At 40.3% G+C, this 17,149-nt stretch carries 24 protein-coding genes; 8 read left to right on the top strand and 16 right to left on the bottom strand.

The window, feature by feature from the left end; all coding sequences use genetic code 11:
• Positions 1-231 precede the first annotated feature (231 nt).
• The gene (locus ACSLGF_RS17520; RefSeq protein ID WP_456007523.1) at positions 232-648 is read left to right on the top strand and encodes a hypothetical protein; all 417 of its coding nucleotides are present in this window, start codon (positions 232-234) and stop codon (positions 646-648) included.
• Between the two features lie 15 nt (positions 649-663).
• Positions 664-1,626: a CgeB family protein gene (locus ACSLGF_RS17515; protein ID WP_456007521.1), complete on the top strand. Its 963-nt coding sequence runs from the start codon at positions 664-666 to the stop codon at positions 1,624-1,626.
• Here ACSLGF_RS17515 and ACSLGF_RS17510 read toward each other — a convergent pair.
• Together ACSLGF_RS17510 and ACSLGF_RS17505 are read right to left on the bottom strand one after the other, a co-directional pair.
• Positions 1,548-1,751 carry a hypothetical protein gene (locus tag ACSLGF_RS17510; RefSeq protein WP_456007519.1) on the bottom strand — a complete coding sequence of 68 codons (204 nt, stop codon included), beginning with the start codon at positions 1,749-1,751 and terminating at the stop codon, positions 1,548-1,550. The genes ACSLGF_RS17515 and ACSLGF_RS17510 overlap by 79 nt on opposite strands.
• 69 nt (positions 1,752-1,820) lie before the next feature.
• Complete coding sequence (locus tag ACSLGF_RS17505) at positions 1,821-2,543, bottom strand: acylneuraminate cytidylyltransferase family protein (RefSeq protein ID WP_456007517.1); 723 nt, start codon at positions 2,541-2,543, stop codon at positions 1,821-1,823.
• 270 nt (positions 2,544-2,813) lie between these two features.
• Between ACSLGF_RS17505 and ACSLGF_RS17500 the strand changes: the two genes are divergently transcribed.
• On the top strand, positions 2,814-3,842 hold the full coding sequence (locus tag ACSLGF_RS17500) for an SDR family NAD(P)-dependent oxidoreductase (protein ID WP_456007515.1): 1,029 nt from the start codon (positions 2,814-2,816) through the stop codon (positions 3,840-3,842).
• 51 nt (positions 3,843-3,893) lie between these two features.
• On the opposite strand, the gene msrB is transcribed toward ACSLGF_RS17500, so the two are convergent.
• A complete protein-coding gene (gene msrB, locus ACSLGF_RS17495) occupies positions 3,894-4,325 on the bottom strand; it encodes a peptide-methionine (R)-S-oxide reductase MsrB (RefSeq protein ID WP_456007513.1) in 432 nt (143 codons plus the stop codon).
• Entirely contained in the window at positions 4,325-4,858 is a 534-nt protein-coding gene (gene msrA / locus ACSLGF_RS17490) for a peptide-methionine (S)-S-oxide reductase MsrA (RefSeq protein WP_099728714.1), read from the bottom strand. Before msrA ends, msrB begins: the two co-directional genes overlap by 1 nt.
• Before the next feature lie 138 nt (positions 4,859-4,996).
• Between msrA and ACSLGF_RS17485 the strand changes: the two genes are divergently transcribed.
• The 3 genes from ACSLGF_RS17485 (at position 4,997) to ACSLGF_RS17475 (ending at position 6,530) form a co-directional block, all read left to right on the top strand.
• Positions 4,997-5,428 carry a MarR family transcriptional regulator gene (locus tag ACSLGF_RS17485; RefSeq protein ID WP_099728713.1) on the top strand — a complete coding sequence of 144 codons (432 nt, stop codon included), beginning with the start codon at positions 4,997-4,999 and terminating at the stop codon, positions 5,426-5,428.
• 53 nt (positions 5,429-5,481) lie between these two features.
• Positions 5,482-5,742, top strand: coding sequence for a DNA alkylation repair protein (locus ACSLGF_RS17480; RefSeq protein ID WP_456007511.1), 261 nt, complete (start codon positions 5,482-5,484; stop codon positions 5,740-5,742).
• Positions 5,743-5,861: 119 nt separating this feature from the next.
• Complete coding sequence (locus ACSLGF_RS17475) at positions 5,862-6,530, top strand: DUF4397 domain-containing protein (protein WP_456007509.1); 669 nt, start codon at positions 5,862-5,864, stop codon at positions 6,528-6,530.
• Positions 6,531-6,761: 231 nt separating this feature from the next.
• Here the strand turns inward: ACSLGF_RS17475 and ypmT are convergent, their stop codons facing one another.
• The 7 genes from ypmT to ilvA all read right to left on the bottom strand — a co-directional run bounded on the left by ypmT (position 6,762) and on the right by ilvA (position 11,589).
• Positions 6,762-6,959 carry a protein YpmT gene (gene ypmT / locus ACSLGF_RS17470; protein WP_099728709.1) on the bottom strand — a complete coding sequence of 66 codons (198 nt, stop codon included), beginning with the start codon at positions 6,957-6,959 and terminating at the stop codon, positions 6,762-6,764.
• Between the two features lie 24 nt (positions 6,960-6,983).
• Positions 6,984-7,550, bottom strand: coding sequence for a YpmS family protein (locus ACSLGF_RS17465; protein ID WP_456007507.1), 567 nt, complete (start codon positions 7,548-7,550; stop codon positions 6,984-6,986).
• 9 nt (positions 7,551-7,559) lie between these two features.
• Entirely contained in the window at positions 7,560-8,321 is a 762-nt protein-coding gene (locus ACSLGF_RS17460) for an SGNH/GDSL hydrolase family protein (RefSeq protein WP_456007505.1), read from the bottom strand.
• A gap of 69 nt (positions 8,322-8,390) precedes the next feature.
• Positions 8,391-8,981, bottom strand: coding sequence for an SCO family protein (locus ACSLGF_RS17455; RefSeq protein WP_456007503.1), 591 nt, complete (start codon positions 8,979-8,981; stop codon positions 8,391-8,393).
• 23 nt (positions 8,982-9,004) lie between these two features.
• On the bottom strand, positions 9,005-9,847 hold the full coding sequence (locus ACSLGF_RS17450) for a DegV family protein (protein ID WP_456007501.1): 843 nt from the start codon (positions 9,845-9,847) through the stop codon (positions 9,005-9,007).
• A gap of 185 nt (positions 9,848-10,032) precedes the next feature.
• Positions 10,033-10,284, bottom strand: a complete 252-nt coding sequence (locus ACSLGF_RS17445; protein WP_099728705.1) for a YpmP family protein — start codon at positions 10,282-10,284, stop codon at positions 10,033-10,035.
• A gap of 36 nt (positions 10,285-10,320) precedes the next feature.
• Positions 10,321-11,589 carry a threonine ammonia-lyase IlvA gene (gene ilvA, locus ACSLGF_RS17440; RefSeq protein WP_456007499.1) on the bottom strand — a complete coding sequence of 423 codons (1,269 nt, stop codon included), beginning with the start codon at positions 11,587-11,589 and terminating at the stop codon, positions 10,321-10,323.
• A gap of 181 nt (positions 11,590-11,770) precedes the next feature.
• Here ilvA and ACSLGF_RS17435 point away from each other — a divergent pair, with 181 nt between their 5' ends.
• Positions 11,771-12,739, top strand: a complete 969-nt coding sequence (locus ACSLGF_RS17435; RefSeq protein ID WP_456007497.1) for an AAA-type ATPase lid domain-containing protein — start codon at positions 11,771-11,773, stop codon at positions 12,737-12,739.
• Positions 12,740-12,752: 13 nt separating this feature from the next.
• On the top strand, positions 12,753-13,391 hold the full coding sequence (gene trhA / locus ACSLGF_RS17430) for a PAQR family membrane homeostasis protein TrhA (RefSeq protein WP_456007495.1): 639 nt from the start codon (positions 12,753-12,755) through the stop codon (positions 13,389-13,391).
• Between the two features lie 35 nt (positions 13,392-13,426).
• Here trhA and ACSLGF_RS17425 read toward each other — a convergent pair whose 3' ends face one another.
• The 5 genes from ACSLGF_RS17425 to ACSLGF_RS17405 form a co-directional block, all read right to left on the bottom strand.
• Positions 13,427-14,050, bottom strand: coding sequence for a lysophospholipid acyltransferase family protein (locus tag ACSLGF_RS17425; protein WP_456007493.1), 624 nt, complete (start codon positions 14,048-14,050; stop codon positions 13,427-13,429).
• A gap of 19 nt (positions 14,051-14,069) precedes the next feature.
• Complete coding sequence (folA, locus tag ACSLGF_RS17420; protein WP_456007491.1) at positions 14,070-14,558, bottom strand: type 3 dihydrofolate reductase; 489 nt, start codon at positions 14,556-14,558, stop codon at positions 14,070-14,072.
• Positions 14,555-15,349, bottom strand: coding sequence for a thymidylate synthase (locus tag ACSLGF_RS17415; RefSeq protein WP_099680915.1), 795 nt, complete (start codon positions 15,347-15,349; stop codon positions 14,555-14,557). Before ACSLGF_RS17415 ends, folA begins: the two co-directional genes overlap by 4 nt.
• A gap of 103 nt (positions 15,350-15,452) precedes the next feature.
• Entirely contained in the window at positions 15,453-15,980 is a 528-nt protein-coding gene (locus ACSLGF_RS17410) for a phosphatidylglycerophosphatase A family protein (protein ID WP_099728699.1), read from the bottom strand.
• Between the two features lie 18 nt (positions 15,981-15,998).
• Positions 15,999-16,616, bottom strand: a complete 618-nt coding sequence (locus ACSLGF_RS17405) for a YpjP family protein (protein ID WP_456007489.1) — start codon at positions 16,614-16,616, stop codon at positions 15,999-16,001.
• Positions 16,617-17,149 lie beyond the last annotated feature (533 nt).

Below are 17,149 nucleotides of genomic sequence, written 5' to 3'. Positions count from 1 at the left end.
TCCGACCATTTAATAATTGTTTAATCCCATTCTAGAATACCTCTCTTTTCATCTAATCTTTACTAGAATGTGAAATTCATTTTATTTAGCCTAAGCATTTGAAAACTTTAAAAAAATGCAAGATGATTACATGAAAAAAACGAATGATTGAGCATTCTGCTTATACCAAAAAAAAGTGAATGGCATATACATAGTGGTGAGTTTAAATAAAAAAGAAAGGATGGGGAGCAAATGAGTGACAGTCGTACCGAGTTAAGAAGACAACTATTGAACCTATTCTTCAGACCGCTTAGCGACGCGTTAACAGTCAATATTGACGAAGGAGGAACCGAAATGGCTAATCAATTAAATAATCTATTAAGTGAAGTAGCTCTTGGATCATTATCAGCTTCAGCTTCAGTTTCAACCTCTGCTGGAACACCCACTTCACTTCAAGGTGCAAGTTGGATTTTCTCAACACTTACACCAGGAACGGTTATTACTATTGTAACTGATTCTGGAGACGTAATTGGACCCGTTACATTTGTAACATTCGATGCTTCAACTGGTATCGTTTTTGTGACACAGGAATCCGCTGTTACACCTAACGGATCTGGAATCACTCTAATAGATGTAGATAAAATTGAAAGTGTTACCATCCCATCATAATGTGAGAGGGTTATCATGAAGCTACTTTATATCAGCTCTGGCTACGGAGGGATCTATCAAACTTTCGATCAATGGATAGTAGAAAGCTTCATCGATTCACCCTTTTCATGTTTAAAGATGGAAAGAGAATCTCTACTGACGCACATGCACAAAATCCGGACATTTTCTCCGGATTTTGTTTTCATGATGATCGGTGATCGTGTTCCAAAAGAAGTGCTTCAGCAATTCAAACAAGAACAGATACCAGTGGTCCTATGGATGACAGAAGACCCTTTTTATACAGATGTGTCAGCCAGCTGTGCACATGATGCACACATGATTTTGACAATTGACGAAGGCACACTGCCTTTTTATAAACAATTAGGTGTTCATCACGCACACTACTTTCCCATTCCGACAAATACACGTGTATTTCAGAAAAAAATGCCGCCAGCAGATTCGTTCCTCTATGATATTGCATTGATCGGTTATCCTTATCCAAATCGCATCAAACCGATCCGTGCACTATTGCAACAGCACAAATGGCGTATTCTCGTTGCAGGGAAGGAATGGCACCGTCACTTAAATAAATCTCGCAGACTATATCGTGATCTGACACTCGTGACCAATTGGCTGAACCCTCAGCAAATGGCCAAAATGTATGAGCAGTCAGCCATTATCCTTAATCCACACAGGCCCGCTCAATTTGCTTATAACCGAAACAAAGCAATGATTGAAAATATAAGTTTGAACAACAGAGCATTTGATATCGCAGCAAGTGGAAGTTTTCAATTGACGAATATAAATCCTCCAGGGGTTTTTTCAAGCTTTGCTTTTTACACTCATGAAGACGACTTGATTGAGAAAGTCGAATATTATGTAACAAATGATGAGAAAAGAAAGGCGATATCTCTTAAAAATTACGAACAAGTCGTTTCTTGGAATACATTTGACACGCTGCCATATAGGCTGTGTGAAATGGTAAAGAGCACCCTATAACCGGGCGCTTTAAATTGTTGACAAAGGGCTAAAATGATCTTTATTTTAGCCCTTTGTCTTCTTTTCAGCGTGATCGGAAACCTTTGAAGTCTAGGGAAGACGAGTACCGGCACTTGGACTGACAAAGAATGCGAGGGTTTGTCTACACGCTGGAGCGCCCTATAACCGGGCGCTTTTCCTTTTTTATATCAGTTTTATACTGTCCCTTCCGTATCTCGTCGTGCCAATAATACTTTCTCTACCTCTATCCTATCTGCCTCAGTTTTGAAAACAAGCGAATGTGTGCGATCCATGATGTATGCCCCGACAGACCCTTCTAAAAATGAGTGTATGCATTCTTTTGCATAATGAGCATGAAAAGCATATACAGCGCCATTTAGACGACCATACGTATAAGGATGTTCATGCTTTGGAATAAAAAAATGATGATTGTCCTTATACAACGTTGCTTCATTGTTGTCATGCAGTGTCCATGTTTCGTTTGGGTTTTCTAGCGCCTCTGTAAAAGAAGCGGTACAATCATAACTCCCTTCTACAAGAAGCTCCAGGCATTTCTCAATATCAATCGGCTCTCTCAGTGGAGATGCTGGATGCAGATACAGGACAATATCAAACGTCTTCCCTTCCCGCTCTAAATAAGCAAGCGCATGCTTCACAGCTAGTAATGAAGGCGTTTGTTCAGTCACATGTGTGCTTGGAAGTTCAATGACATTTGCTCCGTAGTGGGACGAAATAATTTGAGTATTCACATCATGTGAAGAGACGATAATTTCATCTAACTCAACCATTTGGAGGAGCGGCTGAATGGTCCAATAAATAAGCGGTCGCTCCGCCAATAGACGAATATATTCATCATGATGATCTTGCTGCCTATGAAAAGCTGGTATCAAAGCTAAAATACGTTTTCCCCTATACATGTATGTTCTTCTCCCCTCACGCCCAGCTCAATATCGAGCGAAAAAACTTCCTCTACTTTTTCACCCACCATGAAGCTGTTGGCAGTATTGAAGTGTTTTTCTCTCGTTCTTTCTACTTTTTCTTTGATCTCTCCATATTCTATTAAGAAGCCAAATGAAAAGTTATAATTTGTTCACCTAATTTATGCATGAAGTGGTTCTTTTCCTCAAACGTCTGCCGCTCTTTCACATATGATGCAAAGTAGAGAAATAAGAGTTGGGGGATTGGATATGTCCAAACAGATAGAAACAAGTATGAAGACCTTTTTTCGTGACAAAACGATTTTAGTCACAGGCGGTACGGGTTCGATCGGCCGGCAAATCGTGAAAAAGTTAACTGCATGCTCTCCAAAGAAGGTCATTGTATTTAGCAAAGATGACAGCAAACAATACATGATGAAAAATGAGTATGCAGAATATCCAGAGGTCGTATTTGCTCTTGGAGATGTGCGGGATGCAAGCCGCGTGAGACAGCTCGTCAAAGGGGTTGATATCATCTTTCATGCAGCAGCCTTAAAACAAGTACCCACTTGTGAAGATAATCCATTTGAAGCCGTTCAAACCAATATCATCGGCGGGCAGCATGTCATTGAAGCAGCGATCGAACATGAAGTCAGTCATGTGATCAACATTTCAACAGACAAAGCCGTCGCTCCGACAAATGCCATGGGTGCAACAAAATTGATCTCAGAAAAACTATTTTTCCAAGCAAACGAAAGTATTCCGAATCAAAAAACGATGTTTTGCTCTGTACGCTTTGGCAATGTGCTTGGATCAAGGGGTTCCGTCATTCCGATCATGCTCCAGCAGCTGTTAAATGAGAAGCCTTTGACCGTGACAGACCCTAATATGACACGTTTTTTTATGTCCATTGAAGAGGCTGTATCCCTCACACTTGAAGCAGCGATCATGATGAAAGGCGGCGAAACCTTCATTCTCAAGATGGAATCATTACAGCTTGCTGATCTATTAAAGGCGTTTCATGAATATGCCAGTCAAATCAACGTCGCATCTCCAGATATTCTCGTTATCGGGAAAAGACCCGGAGAAAAACTTCACGAGGAGCTCACATTCCCGCACGAGGCAGATGCACTGTTTGAACATGACCAATTTTATGCGATCTTACCGAGACCACATTTGCACCCTGCCTTCCAAAAAGTCGATTTGACCAATTACACGTCAAATGAGGCACCGCTCATTACAAAAGCGAAGCTATTCCATATCATCGAACAATTACATCACACGCATCATAAAAAATAAAAAATCGTCACACGAAAGCAGATGCTTTCCATGTGACGATTTTTAAATGAATTATTCAAATAGATGTGTCAAATGACCGTAGCCTTCTTTTTCAAGATCATCCTTTGGGATAAACTTCAAAGCGGCTGAGTTAATGCAATACCGAAGACCGTTTGGCCCTGGTCCATCAGGAAAGACATGACCAAGATGAGAATCAGCTGTTTTGCTGCGAACCTCTGTCCGAACCATACCATGACTCGTATCAACCTTCTCCGCTACTTCCTCGTCTTCAATCGGTTTTGTAAAGCTTGGCCAGCCGCAATGGGCATCAAACTTATCGAAAGAAGAAAACAATGGCTTGCCTGAAATGATATCCACATAAATACCTTCTTCTTTGTGGTCCCAAAATTCATTTTGAAATGGCGGCTCAGTGCCATTATTTTGCGTGACCTCGTACTGCATCCGATTTAATTCTTTGATGCGCTGCTCTTTTTCATTTGCCATTATTTATCACTCCAATGGGATTGAATAAAACCCGCTCTACCCGAACCGACATGATATCGTTCGTAGTGCATTTTGTTCTTTTTATAATAGTGCTGATGATATTCCTCTGCGGGATAAAAAGGACCAGCCTCTAAAATTTCTGTGACGATTGGCTTTTGGAAAATTCCGCTTTGACTCAGCTGCTCTTTCGAAGCTTCTGCGAGCTTTCGCTGCTCCTCATTATGAACATAAATACCTGTACGGTAGGACTCTCCTCTATCACCAAATTGCCCTCCATCATCTGTTGGGTCTATTTGCTGCCAATACAGTTCTAATAGTTTCTCATACGGGAAAACGTCAGGATCAAATGTGATTTGAACCGCTTCTCTATGTCCCGTTGTATTTGTACATACTTCCTCATAGGTCGGATTCACTGTATGTCCGCCAGTATACCCTGATTCAACTTTGATAATGCCTGGCTGTTCATCAAAAGGTTTAACCATACACCAGAAACAGCCTCCAGCAAATGTGGCTAATTCTTGTTTTTCAGACATATTAGTGCCCCCTTCATTTAAAAAATGGTATCATCATATTATAACATGATAAAAAATAATGAAAATGATACGACTTGTCTACCTATAATGTAAAGAAAGCATTCTGTCGTATCTTAACATATAATGGGGGTTTAATGATTGGAACAAAGAAAACAAATGATGTATGAAATGGATACTTTACTGAGAACCGTATTTAAGCAGATACGTTATGAAATTAACAGCCTGCTCGATAACGAATTATCTCGGAATGAATTTCTCATTTTAAATCTACTCCGTGAGCAAGGTGCAAAAAAAGTAACGGAATTCGCTTCGATTCTTGGGGTGTCAGCAAGCCATATTACAGCAGTGACCGACACACTTGTAGAAAAAGGCTGGATCACTCGTATCCGCTCAAAAGAGGATCGCCGCATCATCAAAATCCACTTAACCGATAAGGGTAAGGAAATTACTGAGCATTTTGAGAAAAAGAAAACAGAATACTTTATGGAACGATTTGAATCATTTGATGATGAAGAACTCAAAACGATGATCAAATTATTCAAAAAGCTGGATAAAAGTCAAAAGGATTAAGCATAGATTTTAGCGCTTAGGACATGCTACGGATAAAAAGAGGTGGATAAACTATGACAAGCCCTTATCTTTGTCCAAACTGTAAAACCAACAGAACGCGCTTTAATCTGATTGAGCAGCTTTCAGAACCTGTGAAGCTTGATCCGGCGACTGGAGCAGTTGTCGAAACATACGAAGGTGATCATCTTTCTCCTTTTCACATGAGCTATCAAGGTCCTCAAATCAAAGTCCAGTGCGGCGTTTGCGGTTTAATTGAGGATGAAAAAACATTCATTAAACTGGCTGAATATCATCAATATTCTTCTCCTTCTTAACATGCGGGTCTGACGGAAAACGTCAGGCTTTTTTCTATGTTTCTTTTGCCTATACAGATCGTCCCTTTCGTGCATACGCTACAAAAAACACCATCGTATGAGAAAGAAGGGATGATAACATGCAGCAGCTCTATGATATGAATGACTTTCCATATCGTCCATCAGCTACCGTCTACCAATACCATCAGAGACATACTTCTCAAAAAGCCGTTATTCGACTATTTCACGCTGCACCAGATCTAAGTGAGCTCGCTGTATTTGTGAATCGGCAGCAGATCGTGAGAGCGATGCCGTATGGCCAGCTGACAGCTTATATGGAGTGGGATGAGGGTGTTTATGAGATAGAAGTATTCAAGCTGGCTACAAAAGAAAGGGTTCTTTATTCTCGCAAGATGATCCAGGGAGACGAGACTTACACACTGTGTATCACAGGGGCTCGAACAGGCTTTGCATTGCTAACAGAGCGCCAAGATTCTATTATCAAGCAAGATGACCTATCAGCACTTACATTTGTCCAGCTGTCTCCAGACCTCCCTTCCATTGATATATATGAACGTGATCAAGGAATGTTATCAAAGGAGCTTGGTTATGTGAGCGGCACCCAAACTCATCATTTCTCTCCGAATAAGTATCATTTTGAACTGAAAGCCTCCGGTACTCAAAGTGTACTGCTTGATATCCCAAAAGTTCACCTGCAAACAAAGCACGCATACCTCATTTTGCTTCATGGTTTTGCAAACGGAGAGCCAGAGCTCATGGCGAAAGTGGCCTTGTCTCGCCAAATATAAAAAGAGCCTTTCCAAATGGAAAAGGCTCCCAGCGCGTAGACAAACCCTCGCATTCGGTGTCAGTCCTGCGTGCCGGTGCTCACGAATGTCAAATTCGCTCCGCTCCGGTACTCGTCCTTCCTAGACTTCAAAGGTTTTCTATCACGCTGCAAAGAAGACAAAGGGCTAAAATAAGGATCATTTTAGCCCTTTGTCAACAATCTGAGAGCCTTTCCAAATGGAATAGGCTCCTTACGAGACATCTTCAGCTTTTTCTTGCTTTTGAAAATCAAAAGCAAGAATCATGATGCCTAAAAATAATGCACAATAGGCAATATTTAAGTAAAACTGATCGATATTTTCTGCTTTTAAATCAGTGGCAGCCGTAATGCCAAAGTACGCAGCAAATAAAAGCGACAGTAAACTAAAATATTGATAGATTCGCTTCATGATTTCACTCCTGACTAGCACGTTCTATTGCTTTGGATGGTAATATGAGAATTCGATTTCATCGTTCTCAAGATCAATTTTGTTCGCTTTGACATACATATCATTCGTCAGTGGCATTTCTGAAAGGCGCACTTCAACCGTTTTTTGGTCTGGTTTCACATGAACGAATTCTGGCAGTTCATAAAACTGACCCATATAGCTTAAAACAAAACTGATCGGAATGCTTAATTGTCCAATTGAAAAGTCATTCACTTTCAGCAGGACATCACCATTATCTTCAACAGTTGGCGTAAATGACACGTTTGCATCAATGGTTGAAGAGAAGGCTTTAATCGCGCCTGTTACTTTCACATCTTGATCAATCGCAACATGAAAGTCAGGCATATCGCTTGATCCTTGATTTTTCAAATAATCATTTACAAAGCTGGTCAGCGATTCTTTTGAGCTAGAAATGTTAAAAGAATACTCGCTTTTCGCTTCTTTTTCTGAAGCGGATTGACCGCCTGGCAGCATCATCAAAATGCCACAGGCAACAACAATCAATAGATTGATTGCAAGTAAAATAAAAAATAAGCTTTTCCATTTTTTCATATGTTCACCCTATTCCTTCGGCAGTCCTTCTTTTTTCACTTCTGAGAATACACGATTTGCCATAAGAGAGTACCCCTTTTGGTTTGGGTGGAAATCATCATCTGCCAGTAATTTTTCATCAGAGTCTTCTTCAAATAAATCTGCCACATTGATCATATCAGCATTGCCGTCTTTTTTCAGTTCTTTTTTAGCGACGGCATTCCAGTCTTTGACGACTTCATCGATATCTCTCAGCTCAGTCAGACTGAACTTAAAAGGATTATACATACTTACATACATGATCTTCGCGTGGTCATTATGTTCTCTCAGTTGAGCAAGAATGGTTTTAAAGCGCTCCTCAAAAGGACCTTGCTCTTTTTGAAAAGGAGCAAAAGTCAAATTGAGTACATTTTGACGGACGACATGCATTAAGTCATTTCCTCCGATCGTAAAGAAAATATAATCAGCGTCTTTCAGCCCATCTTGCACCTTTTTCTCTTTTAATCTCTTTAATAAATCTACCGTTCTACTGCCTTTAACAGCATAGTTTTTTAATGTAACAGATTGCACGCCGTCCACCGCTTCTATCTTGTCGCGGGTGATGCCTGCATATCCCTTTTTATTTTGATCTCCGATTCCTTCTGTTAAGGAATCTCCAACCGCTGCGATGGTAATATGTTCTTTTACGTTTTGTGTGTCTTCTAGTTTATCCTTTATGCCAGCCTCTTTTGCAGAACATGCAGAAAGAACAAAAGCTAGAGACATCACAATCAAAATCAAACGAGCTTTCAAACGATGATGTCCCTCCTTTTTCTGATTAAAAAAGTTTACCATGTTTTCGCTCATTTGAACATCCTTATGCTAGGTTCGGTTAAGCGTTTTGATGTCCTTGATGATTTCATCATATGGTGTATTTTGTACGCCATCATAATTTTTCATCACTTTCCCTTCTTGATCGACTAGGAAAAACAGTGATTGATGAATGACTTGGTCTTCGTCTTCAGGTTTTTTCACAATGGTTTTAAAGCTCTTCATGGCGAATTTTTCAATCGCTGACTGCGAGTAACCAGTGAGGAAATCCCAATTTTTAAAGGACAATGGATATGCTTTGGCAAATTCCTTTAGCTTTTTCGGTGAGTCCACCTCTGGGTCAACACTAAAGGAAATGATATGCGCATCCAATTTTTCTTCTTTTAACCGTTTTTGCAGCTCTGTCATATGAGCAGTCATAGGCGGACAGATCGTTTCACAGCTTGTGAAAATAAAATCTGCAACCCATACTTTCCCCTTCAAATCATCCAGTGACACCTTTTGACCATCTTGGTTTTGATACTCAAACGGCTGTATTTGATAATTTAACGCATCCTTGATTTGTCCATTTGAACACGATACTAAAAGAAGCACGCTTATCATCATAAGCGCACCAAGTAAGGCTCCCCTTTTTCTATACATGATATGCCCATCCCCTTTTTCAATCAATCGGTATAAAAAGTAAAGCCTATTGCTCCCTTTCCAGTATGACAGGAAATAATCGGTGTTGTGTAGGCGATGTCAACAAGTGCATCAGGTGTGTGATCGAGCAGCGCTGATTTGAGCTTTTCGGCAAGCTCTAATGCATCTGCGTGCGCAATCCCAATTGCCTGAACGGTTTTTCCTTTCACCGCCTGTACATACTGTTTTGTCAGATAGCGGACAAGAGCAGAGTAGCTTCTCACATTCGCTTCCGGCGTGTATACTCCGTCTGTTAAGCTGGCAATTGGTTTGATGTGAAGAAGTGAGCCGATAAGCGCCTTTCCTCTTCCAATCCTTCCACCCTTCACGAGATTTTCTAATGTATCAATTGTGACATATAGCTTTGTTTTATGGCGGATTTTCCCCATTTCTTTGATGATGTCTTCACGGCTTGCACCCTTTTTTGCAAGTTCTGCTGCTTTGATGACTTGAAACCCTAATCCATAGGAAATAAAATTTGAATCAATCACCGTGATGTTTCCATCCACCATTTTCGAAGCGCTTTCAGCAGTTTGAACTGTACCACTCATTCCACCGGTTAAATGAATACTAATGACTTCGCTTCCATCTGCCGTCAGCTTTTCATATAATTCGACGAATTGACCGATTGCAGGTTGAGACGTTTTCGGCAATTCCTCAGCGGCCTCCATTTTATGAATAAATTCATCAGGCTGCAAATTCACTCGATCAATATAATCAACTCCAGAAATGGAGATATTGAGCGGAATCATGTGAATTGAAAGATCATTGATTTTCTCTTGCGGAAGATCTACAGTTGAATCTGTTACAATTTTAATTTGTTTCACTATCGTCTCATCCTTGCTGTCTTAGTCTTTACTTATGATATTACCTTATTTCCTGTATTCTTGAAAACAACTGTCCTCACGTTTTTGAAATTGTCACATTTTCTTCTTTTCATGAAAAAAATCCTTGCCAACTGAGCAGCCGCCTTTTCAAAACGGTGCTCACTCCTTTTGACAAAGATTCCTATTTATGCATTGTGTTTCAGTGTAGGCTGCTGATAGATCTGTTCATATGTGCTCCACTTGACGTTACGTTTCACGTACTCCCTGAAAGAGTACACATCTCTCTTTCCTTTAGATACATAGACTTTTTTCAAGAAAGCTTCAAGTCTAAAGGTGAGCATGAAACAATACGTCTCATCCCCCTTTAGAACAGGGATTTCTGTTACCTTGATCTGATCTCCATCCATCCGTCTAAAACATATTGTTTTGAGCAGCACATTCGATCAATCCTCTTTTCCAATGATCTGTTAAACCTAAATAAATAGGTGGAATAAATCTTGATCTTTATTCACTTCAACATAGTGGAAACCTTTTTTATTCATCCGCTCAATCAGCGCCGCATAGTCATCTCTTTCTTTCAATTCGATGCCAACAAGTGCGGGACCTTTGCTTCGATTATTCTTTTTCGTATATTCAAAGCGTGAGATATCATCATTCGGCCCTAACACTTCATCTAAAAACTCCCTGAGAGCTCCTGCTCTTTGCGGAAAATTGACGATAAAGTAATGTTGAAGCCCTTCATAAATCATTGAGCGTTCTTTGATTTCTTGCATTCTGCCAATGTCATTATTTCCTCCACTGACAATACAGACAACATTTTTGCCTTTAATCTCCTCGCGATGCGCTTCTAATGCCGCAATCGGCAAGGCACCTGCTGGCTCTGCTACAATCGCACATTGATTATACAGCTCTAAAATGGTTGTACACACTTTTCCTTCTGGTACAAGACTAATTTTATCGACAACGGATTGAAGGGACGTAAACGTCTTTTCACCAATCCGCTGAACCGCTGCCCCGTCTACAAACTTATCAATCGAATCAAGTGTCACGACCTCCCCCTTCTCATGGGAAGCATGCAGTGAAGCTGCGCCAAGCGGCTCGACAGCAATGATTTCGGTTTCTGGTGCAATGTTTTTGAAATATGTGCCAACGCCAGATAGCAGTCCGCCACCTCCGACGCTTGCAAATAAAAAGTGAGGCTCCACTTCGATATCATTTAATATTTCTACAGCAGTTGTTCCTTGTCCTGCCATCACATCCAAATCATCAAACGGATGGATAAATTCGCGCTTTTCCTTATCTCCGCATTTTACTGCTTCATGATAGGAATCATCAAACGTATCTCCGGTTAAGATAATTTCAACATATTCTTTTCCGAAAAGCTCCACTTGAGATACTTTTTGCCTTGGCGTCGTAGCCGGCATAAAGATTTTCCCGTGGATGCCTAAATATTTACAAGAATAGGCAACACCTTGCGCGTGATTTCCAGCACTTGCACAGACAATGCCGTTTTCTAGTTTATTTTTTGGCAACTGGCTCATTTTATTAAAAGCGCCTCTTAATTTAAAGGAACGAACTACTTGAAGATCCTCTCTTTTTAAGTAGACATTACATTCATATCGTTCAGAAAGTCGCTCATTTTTTTGAAGCGGTGTATGAGTCACTACATCCTTCAAATTTTGATGGGCTTTTAAGATGTCTTTCACTTGAATTAGCGTGTTTTCTTTGAGCAACGGTTTCATGTACAAGATCCTTTCTCTTTAACCTTATTTAATTTGTCATTATAACATGAATATTCAAAAAATAAACCAATAGATCATGGATCAAACATAAATTTCGTGAACTTTTTCGTTTTTCTATACATTTGTTCTAATTGGGTGTTATAATTAAACCAATTAGAACCATAAAGAAAGGAATCACCCTATGACCACACATTCGTTTACGTCTATATATGGAGAACATCAAGAAATGAAGCGTGCCATTCATCTGGCAAAGCAATTCACAAAGCACGAGCAGCCGGTCTTGATCACAGGAGACATTGGCACAGGCAAAACACGATTTGCCCATGAAATTGCTCATGCATCGGTTCCAAACGCTTCACTAACACATCTATATTGCCCCATTTTAGATGAAGATACCTTGCAGAAAGCCTTCACGGAAAAGACCTGTCAAATCCTTTATTTAGACGAAATCGCCGCATTAAGTATTCCTATGCAGCATCAGGTCATTCGTTTTCTGGAAATCTCTCCTGCAACAAAAATCATTGCCACTTCGTCTTTATCAATAGAGGCATTGAGGGTTTCATCTACCTTTTTACCTGAGCTGTTTTATCGCTTAAATGTATTCCATTTGCCTTTGCCGTCATTAGCAGATCGAAAAACTGACATTCCTGTGTTAACAACTGCTTTCTTTCAGGAGCTGAACATGGCGCCTGATATTGATCCAAGTGTTTGGGAAACCTTGCAGGAGTACCCGTTTGAAGGAAACGTGCAGGAACTCAAGAATATCGTTCATTATGCTGCAGTCATTCTCGAGGGGCAAACGGTATTTTTACACCACCTGCCACCTTTTGTGTTAACCCCTCTTTCGCCGGAGGTAAAAGGAAAAAAGGAAGAACATCAGCTCACTTTAATGGAAAAACAAGAGTTTGTTTTCCTGCTAGAAGCCATTAAATCTCTCAATGAGAAAGGTGAAGCAGCCAGCAGGCGCATCTTGTCTGAGTTAAGCAAACAAGGCGACATTCCGCTGACCCCTCAGCAGGTGAGGAGTCGATTAGATGATCTTGAGAAAAAAGCATACGTGACGAAAGGAAAAGGCAGGGCTGGAACGAAGATTACACTTGAAGGTCTTTCATTCCTGAAGTCGCTTGATGGTTATATACCGGTTCAATAAAGGAGGAAATCTATTGTTTACTGTAAAAGAAGAAATTGCAAACGCCGTTACACATGGCATTGGGGTTATTTTATCCATTCCAGCCATTGTTTTTCTCGTTTTATTCGCTGTTCAATACGGCACAGTCACAGACATTATTAGCTTTTCGATATTTGGTGCATCCATGCTGCTGCTTTATTTAAGCTCGACCCTGCTCCATAGCATTCGGCACAAAAAAACAAAAGATGTGTTTGAGATTCTCGACCACTCTGCTATTTATGTATTGATTGCTGGTACATATACACCCTTTTTACTTGGACCATTAAAAGGCGCACTCGGCTATACTCTCCTTGCGATTGTATGGGCTCTTGCTGCAGGTGGTATTGTCTTTAAAATCTTTTTCGTCAAACGGTTTATCATTGTTTCCACCCTCGTTTATTTATTAATGGGCTGGATGATTATCATCGCCATCAAACCGCTCTACATTCAATTAACGGGAGCAGGATTCGGCTTATTGCTGTTAGGCGGTCTATTGTATTCGGTTGGAACCATCTTTTATATTTGGCGTAAAATCCCTTATCATCATGCGATTTGGCACAGCTTTGTTCTCGGCGGAAGTGCGTCGATATTTTTCTGCATCCTATTCTATTGTGTCAATATCCCAGCGGCATAAAAAAAACCAGCATCCACTTTCGGATGCTGGTTTTTCTATGCGCGCTTTTGAACGTAATCATTGATCATGACAGGTGCTTTAATATGAATATCGACATTGACAGGACGCAGCCTTTTCACGATCTTCCCTGTTAAAAGACGATCCGTTCCGCTTGTTTCAATCGGAACAAGCGGACGATCACATTCTTCGGCAAGCGCCTCTGCAATGGCACGATATTTTTCTGAAAGCAATACACTCTGCCCAGACATGACTCTTTCTTTTGCTTCTTCTAATAATCCTTCATCAGACTGATTGTGACGAATAACCGCCATCTTTTTCAGCCATTGTTTTAAGATGGGGTAGCGAAACAGATTCGGCTTCGCTATGAAAGCAAATGGCTTCTCAAGGTGCCCAATTAATAATGTCGTTGTCACCGGATTAAGCTCATGGGTTACATAAATGACCGGTCCATCTGGCAGCTTCTTTTGCTGATGGATGGTCATCACTGATCCTGACTGATCAATACATCCTCTTGTAAACTTTTTCGCATGCTCATGAATGAGATTCATTCGTTTCGTATAGGAAATGCGCGGATCAGTTAATTCATGATCGTACAAATGCCTCATACTTTTTAAAAAGGATACAACAACATAAATCGTTAAAAACCAATAACGAAACAACCGTACTCCTCCTACTCATTTATCCTTCTTTTCTGTCATATACGACAAATTCATAATTGTAGGGGTTCTTTTCGTCACGATGGCCTTTTTCGCGTGATACAATCGTCCATTCGTCTTCATTGTAATGAGGAAAATAGCGGTCACCTTCAAAAGCATGATGAATGTGCGTGATGTAAAGACGATCCGCATATGGCATCATTTCCTCATACAGCTTAGATCCGCCAATGACAAATAATTCTTTCTCATTCTTCCCGATTGTTAAAATGTCAGCAATTGAATGGACAACCTCGCATCCCTCTCTTTGAAAAGAAGGACTTGTGGTTAAGACGATATTACGGCGGTTAGGCAACGCTCGTCCAATCGATTCAAATGTTTTCCTGCCCATGACAATGGTACGGCCGCCTGTGACTTTTTTAAAATAAGCTAAATCCGCGGGTAAATGCCACGGCATTTGATTATCTTGACCAATGACTCTGTCTTTACCTGTCGCCACAATCATAGAAATCATACACTGACTTCTCCTTTAATATGCGGATGCGGATCATAGTTCTCGAGCACAAAATCATCAAACGTAAAATCAAAAATGCTCTTTACATCTCTTGTGATGCGAAGCTGCGGAAGTGTGCGCTCCTCGCGCTCTAGCTGCATTTTCACCTGTGGAAGATGATTTTGATAAATATGAGCATCCCCAAGTGTATGAATAAACTCTCCTGGCTCAAGATTTGTCACTTTGGCAATCATCATCGTTAGAAGTGCATATGAAGCAATATTAAAAGGCACGCCTAAAAAGATATCTGCCGATCTTTGATAAAGCTGGCAGGATAATTTACCGTTTGATACGTAAAATTGAAACAAACAATGACAAGGAGGCAGGGCCATTTGATCAATTTCTCCTGGATTCCAAGCACTGACGATGAGTCTTCTTGAATTCGGATTGTGCTCAATATCATGGATCAGCTTGCTGATCTGATCCACGGTCTCTCCATCTCCGCTAGCCCATGATCTCCACTGCGCACCATACACACGGCCTAGTTCTCCATTCTCATCTGCCCATTCGTTCCAAATACGGACACCATTTTCTTGAAGATATTTGACATTTGTATCACCTTTTAAAAACCACAGTAACTCATGAATGATTGATTTTAGGTGTAATTTCTTTGTTGTTAATAAAGGAAACCCTTCCTGTAAATCAAATCTCATTTGGTAACCGAACGTGCTGATTGTGCCTGTTCCCGTTCTGTCACCTTTTTCATCCCCGTGCTGTAATACATGACGGCATAACTCTTTGTATTGTTTCATTTTTTTCATCCTTTATTTATGTTCTTGTTGTAGTTTACCTTATTTCTGCTTTTGTTGAAACCAAAAAAACACGTCTGCGTGATGAGCAGACATGTTTTTCTTATTATACTTGATTCACTCGATCCTGCTCTTCGTCCTTAATATCTTGGTGAGAGTGAGCAATGCGGCTTGCTGCTGCCGCGGCAAGAGCAGCGACAAGATCATCAAGGAAGGTGTGTACTTCTCCTGGACGACCTTCATCTAATTCTCGAATAATACCAAATTTCTCTTTATCTAAATAACCGAAGTTGGTCAAACCGATTGATCCATATACATTGACAATGGAAAGCGGAATAATTTCGTCAATTCCATATAGCGGCTCATCTGTTTCAACTAAGTGCTGTAAAGGTTCTGGCAAAAGTTTTTTTTCTGCCAGCTGATCAAGGGCAAGCCCTGTTAAAACAGCATGGACAATTTCCCTTTTTTTCAGCACTTTTTCAACATTTTCAATGCAGACACTAAGTGGAAGATTCGGATGATATTTTTCTTGAAGCTTAAGCACAATATGTGCGATATCTTCAATTTTCACTCCGCGATCGTTTAACATTTGTTTTGTAATGTGCACCATTTCGTTCATTGTATACTTTTTCAATTGGCATGACATCTCCTTCTAGTGGCTCATCCAGCTCGGCGGGGTGTTTTTGTCCCAGTAAATATTACCGAGTTCATGATGCGTCTGGAATCCATCTTCTGCTGTATGGTAATGAAAGTTAAACCAATATCCGCTATGAGGCGGCTGATCTCTTCTCACATGAAAACGGAGCAAATCTTCTCCGGTCTTCCGGTTGTAAATGTGAAAGATTTTTTCGCCATGTCCGCTGGAAGGTTGATCAGTTAAAACAACATCTTGAAATTTTTCGTCATCTTTGAAATTTGTTAAAAAGTCGGTTAACACTTGTTCAATCTTCGGTTGAATCTCTTCTCTGTACTCGTCTTCAATGACAGGTGTGATTTTATGACCAAATTTGAGAAAGGATTGGTTTTCTGCACTTGATAGAACCTCTTGCTTATATTGCTCAAAGGGATCTATCTGCTCTTTGTTGTCTTCTTGCGATAGTTCCCAGCTGTGCGTTTCATCTGATGTATCATAAACAGCTGTATAAGGGGACTTATCAGATGAAGAAAGTTCAGATGGCTTGTCTGTCATCAAAGCCGATGGAGGAGAGATTAAACCAAAAGTTGCAATCGTAAAGAGTGCAACAAGCGTTTTTCTCATCCACATCTTCATGATATCTAATTCCTTCCATAAGTTATCATACTGCTATTCTAGCATATAATGAATTTTCAGTCATTCAATTTGGTCATTGATTTGAGACTTTCTTTTTCATAATAAAACGTTTACAATGACAGTAACGGCGACTAAAATTTGGGAGGAATAGGTATGCTTGAAGGGTTTTTCGTCACGGCTTCCTTGCTGACATTATTTTATTTTGTCTATATGGAGATCACAGATTAAAAGCCCCTAATGAGGGCTTTCAGATTGTTGACAAAGGGCTAAAATGATCTTTATTTTAGTCCTTTGTCTTCTTTTCACCGTGATAGAAAACCTTTGGAGTCTAGGGAGCGGAGCGAATTTGACATTCGTGAGCACCGGCACGCAGACACCGAATGCGAGGGTTTGTCTACACGCTGAAAAGCCCTTAATGAGGGCTTCAGATTGTAGAGAAACTCATGTTTTTCTACAATCTTTTTTATTTTCAACGTAAGTATGATGGATGAGATTTAATGAAAAAGGCCTCCCACACACCTAGCCTAGCTTCG

The sequence above is a fragment of the Bacillus sp. A015 genome (assembly GCF_053851875.1).
The sequence above is the reverse complement of the archived record's forward strand: the minus strand, read 5'-3'. Positions and strand labels throughout refer to the sequence as shown.